Consider the following 5606-nt stretch of genomic DNA (forward strand, 5'->3'; position numbering starts at 1 on the left):
CCAATCGCTTGGATGAATTCTTTTTTACTAAATGACTGCATTATACTTACCTAACGCACGCCTAAATGGCGAGCAACTTCTTGCGAGTCCAGCGGCTGCAAGCCGCGATTTTTAAGGCGCTTGTTATAAGCATCACTTAACAATTCTTTTGGGCTCCTCTAAAAACCACATAATGAATGTACATTTTTTACAAATAAGAACTGATGCACTTCTATTTGCCCAATCTAAATTTATAAATGTCAGACCTGCGGTATTTAATTGCGCTTCTCCAGTTTCAAAATGCTGATGTCCGCAATGGATGCACTTCGCGTTTACACCATTGACTGTATATTGGTCAACTTTTAAAGCTGCCGCAGCTCCCTTTAAACCTTTACCGAGAGTCTTCAAGAATGACATCAGTACTCCTCTAGCTTATAACAGTTATTACGTAGACTTCTCAGTAACATCCGAGAAGCAAAATAAATTTATACCTATGAGTTTACCGAAAATCAATAACTTGAAGGATTCATTGAGCATTTAATTCACTTTAAATTTACCACATTACTAAGAAGTCTCAGTAACACACCAACCAAAAATAGAACAAACATACGAAATATCAACAGTCTAGGTTAATTTAGCTCTGTTTATCATGGATATTACTGAGACTTCTCAGTAATACACTCGATATTCAACATTAGAATTAAGAGGCAGGCATCCTGTGGATGGCTATTCATGCCGACATCATTTAAACAGGACGTCGTTTACCAAAAAATTTAAACTTGCTGTAAAAAAGTCAGCCGTTCAAAAGTACATTACCTCTCATACTTTCAGGCATTTTTGCTTTTGGTACGCAACATCTCAAATCGGGAACTAACATACACAGTTCAAGAGCTGATAGGACATACGGCTTTTGAAAACCACTCAAAGATACACGTATGTCATAAAGCAAATTCATCTGGAACAATTAGCCTTATAGACACATATTTTTGACTCTAACAAGGTTGGCTACATATGGTGTGCTTTACATGAAACGAAAAAAAATCATTCCTGCATGCCACCTAACTCACCCAAAATCTCCCCAAGCTCGCGTTTAGCACGGTTAATTCTCATTCTAACTGCGTCAACTGAGACGTTCATCTCTTTGGCAATCTCAGGAAACGTCATCCCCTCTGCTCGCATTTTTATCATTTGAACGGTTTCGACTGGCAAATCTCCTTGCTCTAAAGCTTCCCAGAGCATTTCGATCAAGCTCTCGGTTGATTGGCTATCAGATAAGGTGTTATTGGCCAAGCTCTGCACCCATTGGTTATGATCTAATGAAGGACTGCCATCGGAGTTTATCGGAGGAGTTATTTGACGCGCTTTATAACGTGGCTCACCTGTTTCCGAGTCTTTACCCCAATGATACTGGCGATTTGTCGTGGCACGATACACTGAGCGGTATAAGTAGCCAGTAATGATGCAATTTGAGCTGCCATAGGTTTCAAGCGCTCTTTGATGTAAATCCCATGCCTTTCCTTTTTTAGCCGCAATAATCAAAAACTTTTTACAAGCCTCTCCGACAAAATCTTTTGCAATGTTTTCAGCTTGTCCATCAACATGAAGAAATGAACTGAGATTGCGTTTAACAAGCGCAAGGGCTTTACCTCTGAAACTGGCGCTCAATGACACCTCAGCTGCCATATCCTCTAATGTCTTAAGTGAATTGCTCATCCTATTCCTCTACTGCTCTTTCTACCGCTTGCTGCAACGCATTATCTTACCTTGCCCAGAATATACACAAACCATTGAGAATGTTAAATATTTTTATATCAACCTCTCTGGAAAAGTCATTTTTATTAAATTTAATCAATTTTTTGCATTTTCCTGTTCGCTTTTTACCTTCCAAAAACTCGTTAGTCATAGCCAGAAAAAACAAAAGCCTATTGCAGGCAAATTTATTTTCTTGGGCGCGTTCGCTTTTTAATGCGCAAACACTCGCTAGTTGTGAGGGGAATAAAACAAAGGTGGTGAATTACACATTTATTTTCCTCGTATCGTTCGCTTTTGGGTCTTTAAACACTCGTTAAGTAAGAAAGGAGCTGCTGATGAAACAATTAAATTACCAAAAAAAACTTTAAATAAACTTATTTAACTCTTAATAGCTACAAAAAGTGTCAGTCAATTTAGCTCAACTCGCTAATTTGTGTTCAAAGAACTGCTTAAGAAGCCTCAATTGCGAAAGTTTGCTTTGTTTTCATGACCGTGATGAGAGGTTGGAATGTGAGATATAAGGGACAAAACTCTATATACCAAAATGTTCTAAGTAAATTTTGAATGAAGCTTTTTGATGTATATACCAAGCATTATTTATGACGTTAAAAAAATACGTTTTTAAATCATAACGCTAAAGTAAATCAGAAAACATGCCAACAAATACCTATAAAAATCAACAATATAAACAAAGTATTATATTAAGGGTGAAAATTTGACATACGTTTTAACTGAACGATATTTGTGGGAATAACAAACAAATTGAAAAACAAAAACGCAACACAACACCACACAACCATAAAGAGGATAACAAATTGAAACAAAGAAACATCAAAGGCGCATCGCTTCTTAATCCTAGAATATATCACCAGTCAGTTTTGAATAAGGCAACGCTTCAGTGCGACAGCCGCTGGGAGCATGACTATTTAATTATATGTGAATTCGATAAATCCATTAAACGGTTTATGACTCAACCGAACAGTTTTGCTTATCAGATGAATGGTAAGACTAGACGGTACACCCCTGATGTCCGAATCCAAAAACATGATGGTCAAATCATGGATTTTGAAATCAAAGACACTCGCTACTCAAAAAAACCTGAGTTGCATGAAAAGATTGCTCATATCGATGGGCTATTAAAACAATATCAAGACTCATCACTAACCTTAGTGACATCAAACGACATTCTTGCTGAAACAAAGCTGACAGCAATGAAAACGCTTTACAAATTCTTGAACATAGATGTGCCTGAGTCAGTTCAACTCTCTGTAAAAAGCGAACTGGACGCATCTGAAATCGCCATATCTGACTTAGAAAAGTTATTTATACAGAAAGGCTTTGAGCGCATTCACGCTTGGGCGTTTCTTGCTAAGCAATTCTCATTTGTAACGTTCAACAATAACTCGTCCATTTGTCCTAACACCCTCATTCAAGTGAGCAATTAATCATGTCTCTTTTAGCATTACGACATAAAGCTCAATTCGAGTTCAAAGGCTCCAAGGGAACTATTGACCATGTTTCTGAGAGGTATATCGTACTCGATTTTGATGATATCGGCATAAAAACTCTCACTTCCTTTGAACTTCAAGATGCCTATGAGAATGGTGAATTCAAAATTATTAAAACAGAGCCTATCCATCTCCTGTCAACTATTACCGATCCCGTTATGAGTGAAGAGTTTAAATTTATACAAGTCGTTGTAACGTACATGCATAACTCACCATTGCCTCAATCCTTGAAGACAATCTCGGAAGCCATCGCGATTGAAATATCAAAATATGGGATGTTTAAAGGCTCTGAACCGAGCATTTCAAGCGTGAAGCGCTGGTATAGCAAATGGATTAAAAACTGCAAAAGCGTGAGCTTTATACTTAAAAAAAGTAAGGAAAAACGCAGAAGCCAATTTGCCCATTTTTCTCAAGAAATCGCCGATGAGATCATTGACCGCGAATATTTACAACGCTCTGGACCAACCGTTCAGCATGCTTACGAGAAATATTGCACGGCTTTTGAAAAAGAGATGGCTAATTTAGAGCGGCAAAATAGACAAGATAATTGTTTAACGGGTGAAATAGTCAAACCAAAAAGAATGGGGCGTTCAACATTTTATAAATGTGTTGATCGACTCGATCAGTTTGAAGTGGATAAAGCGCGCTTAGGCGTTTTGGCCGCGAATAAAAGACATCGCTTAATGAAAGGGTCAATTATCACAAGCCGTCCTCTTGAGCGAGTGGAGATTGACGCCGTTCATCTAAATATCGCTTTGAAACAAGAGCAAGAGGATGGCTCCACGATCTACTATCGGCCCATCATTTTTTTGGGGATAGATGTTTACACCCGTCTCATCGTTGGTTACGTCATCACATATTCAGAGGGTAAACCCGGAGAGACAGCAGACGCCGTTGTAGAGTTAATAAAGCAAATTTGTAACCCATTCAAAAAAGCAAAATTCAGTAACACAATGTTTCCTCTTGGCGGAAAACCAGAATCAATTGTATCGGATTCTGGCCCAGCATTTATCGCAACAACCGTGCAAATGATGATGCAATCTTGTGCTATTGCGCACCACGTTACGCAGAAGGCTTCTCCTTGGAAGAAACCTTTTATTGAACGGTTAATTGGCACACTCAAAATGCAGTGTATGCAAACGATCGCTGGCTATGCAGGCCCTCGAATACGCGGTGTTGAGATGGATAAAACACTAGTGCAAACGGCGGAACGTTCTGTTGAAGAGTTCGAAGAAAGAGTGGAGTCATTCGTATTGTTTGGCTATCACAACAATAGTCACAGAGGACTGGACAAAATGTCTCCACTTGAATTTTGGGAACAAGAAAAGAACAAATGCCCACCACTTATTGCTTGTAGCTTTGATGAATATGCAAAGTTCCGAGGACAAAGATTAGATCGCATCATTACATCGCCAAAAGGCATCACGATTAATGGTGTCGATTACAACAATCGAGAAACTCAAAATTTGGGGCACAAGCTAAGACGTGAGAATAAAAATAAATCTGACGCTTGTAAAGTTGAAGTGCTTTACAGCGCTTTTGATATCTCTGAAATCACAATTATCGATCCGTTTAATCAACATTTCATTTGCGTACCTGCGATTACAAACGGCGCAACTACAAAAGTGGCCTTAGTCGATTTTAAGGCCGCTAAACGCCATGGCGGCAATACAAATAAAAATAACACTTTTTCTATGTCTTGCAGCCATACCAAAAATACAACCAATACCAAGAAAATAAATAGGTTAAAAAATCAATCATATGCTACTGATATTTCAATAAAAATGACTGAGGATGAGTTAGATAAAACATTCACTGATGGTATTGGCAAGCATGCAAATATTAACACGAACCCGCCAAAAAACTCAGATGCATCAACTGCTCCTGAGGGCGATACGAATAACGATTTCAACCCTTCATTTTCTCCACGAGTCTAAGGTGAGCTAAATGATACAACACAATTATGAACTATCACGTCTTAAGGTGACATCCATGTCAAGTTCTGAAAGTCATACACCATGTTTGAATCTTGAGCATGAAACGGCATTTAACATTTCCATATTAACGCTTTGGAATCCACAGTGTAAAAAAGCGCATGATCTGGTGAAGCGGTTAATGAAATCACATCAAATAAAACCCGCTGGTATGTTGATCCATGGTGATCCGGGCACGGGTAAGACACATTTTGCACAAAAACTGCAAGCAATTGTTGCGGAAAACATCACTCAAGATGTTCTTGATGACCATAAAAAACAGCCCGTTATTATTGTTAAAGCACCAAAACAATCCACTATTCCACAGATGGTCAATATTTTACTCGTGGCACTGGGCGATCCTAATCCTAGCCTCGGGAGCTTAACTGAAAAT

5 protein-coding genes are annotated in these 5606 nt (G+C 38.5%); 3 read left to right on the forward strand and 2 right to left on the reverse strand.

Going from position 1 to position 5606, the window contains the following annotated elements; genetic code table 11:
• Positions 1–132: 132 nt before the first annotated feature.
• The gene (locus JAO78_RS16355) at positions 133–396 is read right to left on the reverse strand and encodes a zinc ribbon domain-containing protein (RefSeq protein WP_226752433.1); all 264 of its coding nucleotides are present in this window, start codon (positions 394–396) and stop codon (positions 133–135) included.
• 624 nt (positions 397–1020) lie between these two features.
• On the reverse strand, positions 1021–1692 hold the full coding sequence (locus JAO78_RS16360; RefSeq protein ID WP_226752434.1) for an RNA polymerase sigma factor: 672 nt from the start codon (positions 1690–1692) through the stop codon (positions 1021–1023).
• Positions 1693–2546: 854 nt separating this feature from the next.
• On the opposite strand from JAO78_RS16360, the gene JAO78_RS16365 reads away from it, so the two are divergent.
• From JAO78_RS16365 to JAO78_RS16375, 3 genes are all read left to right on the forward strand, one after another.
• Positions 2547–3176, forward strand: a complete 630-nt coding sequence (locus JAO78_RS16365) for a hypothetical protein (protein ID WP_226752435.1) — start codon at positions 2547–2549, stop codon at positions 3174–3176.
• Positions 3177–3178: 2 nt separating this feature from the next.
• Complete coding sequence (locus JAO78_RS16370; RefSeq protein WP_226752436.1) at positions 3179–5176, forward strand: TnsB C-terminal domain-containing protein; 1998 nt, start codon at positions 3179–3181, stop codon at positions 5174–5176.
• 55 nt (positions 5177–5231) lie between these two features.
• Positions 5232–5606 (forward strand): TniB family NTP-binding protein (locus JAO78_RS16375; protein ID WP_226752437.1); only part of this gene is annotated, 375 nt, incomplete at its 3' end.

The sequence above is a fragment of the Alishewanella maricola genome, assembly GCF_016343785.1.
Lineage (GTDB): Bacteria > Pseudomonadota > Gammaproteobacteria > Enterobacterales > Alteromonadaceae > Alishewanella > Alishewanella maricola.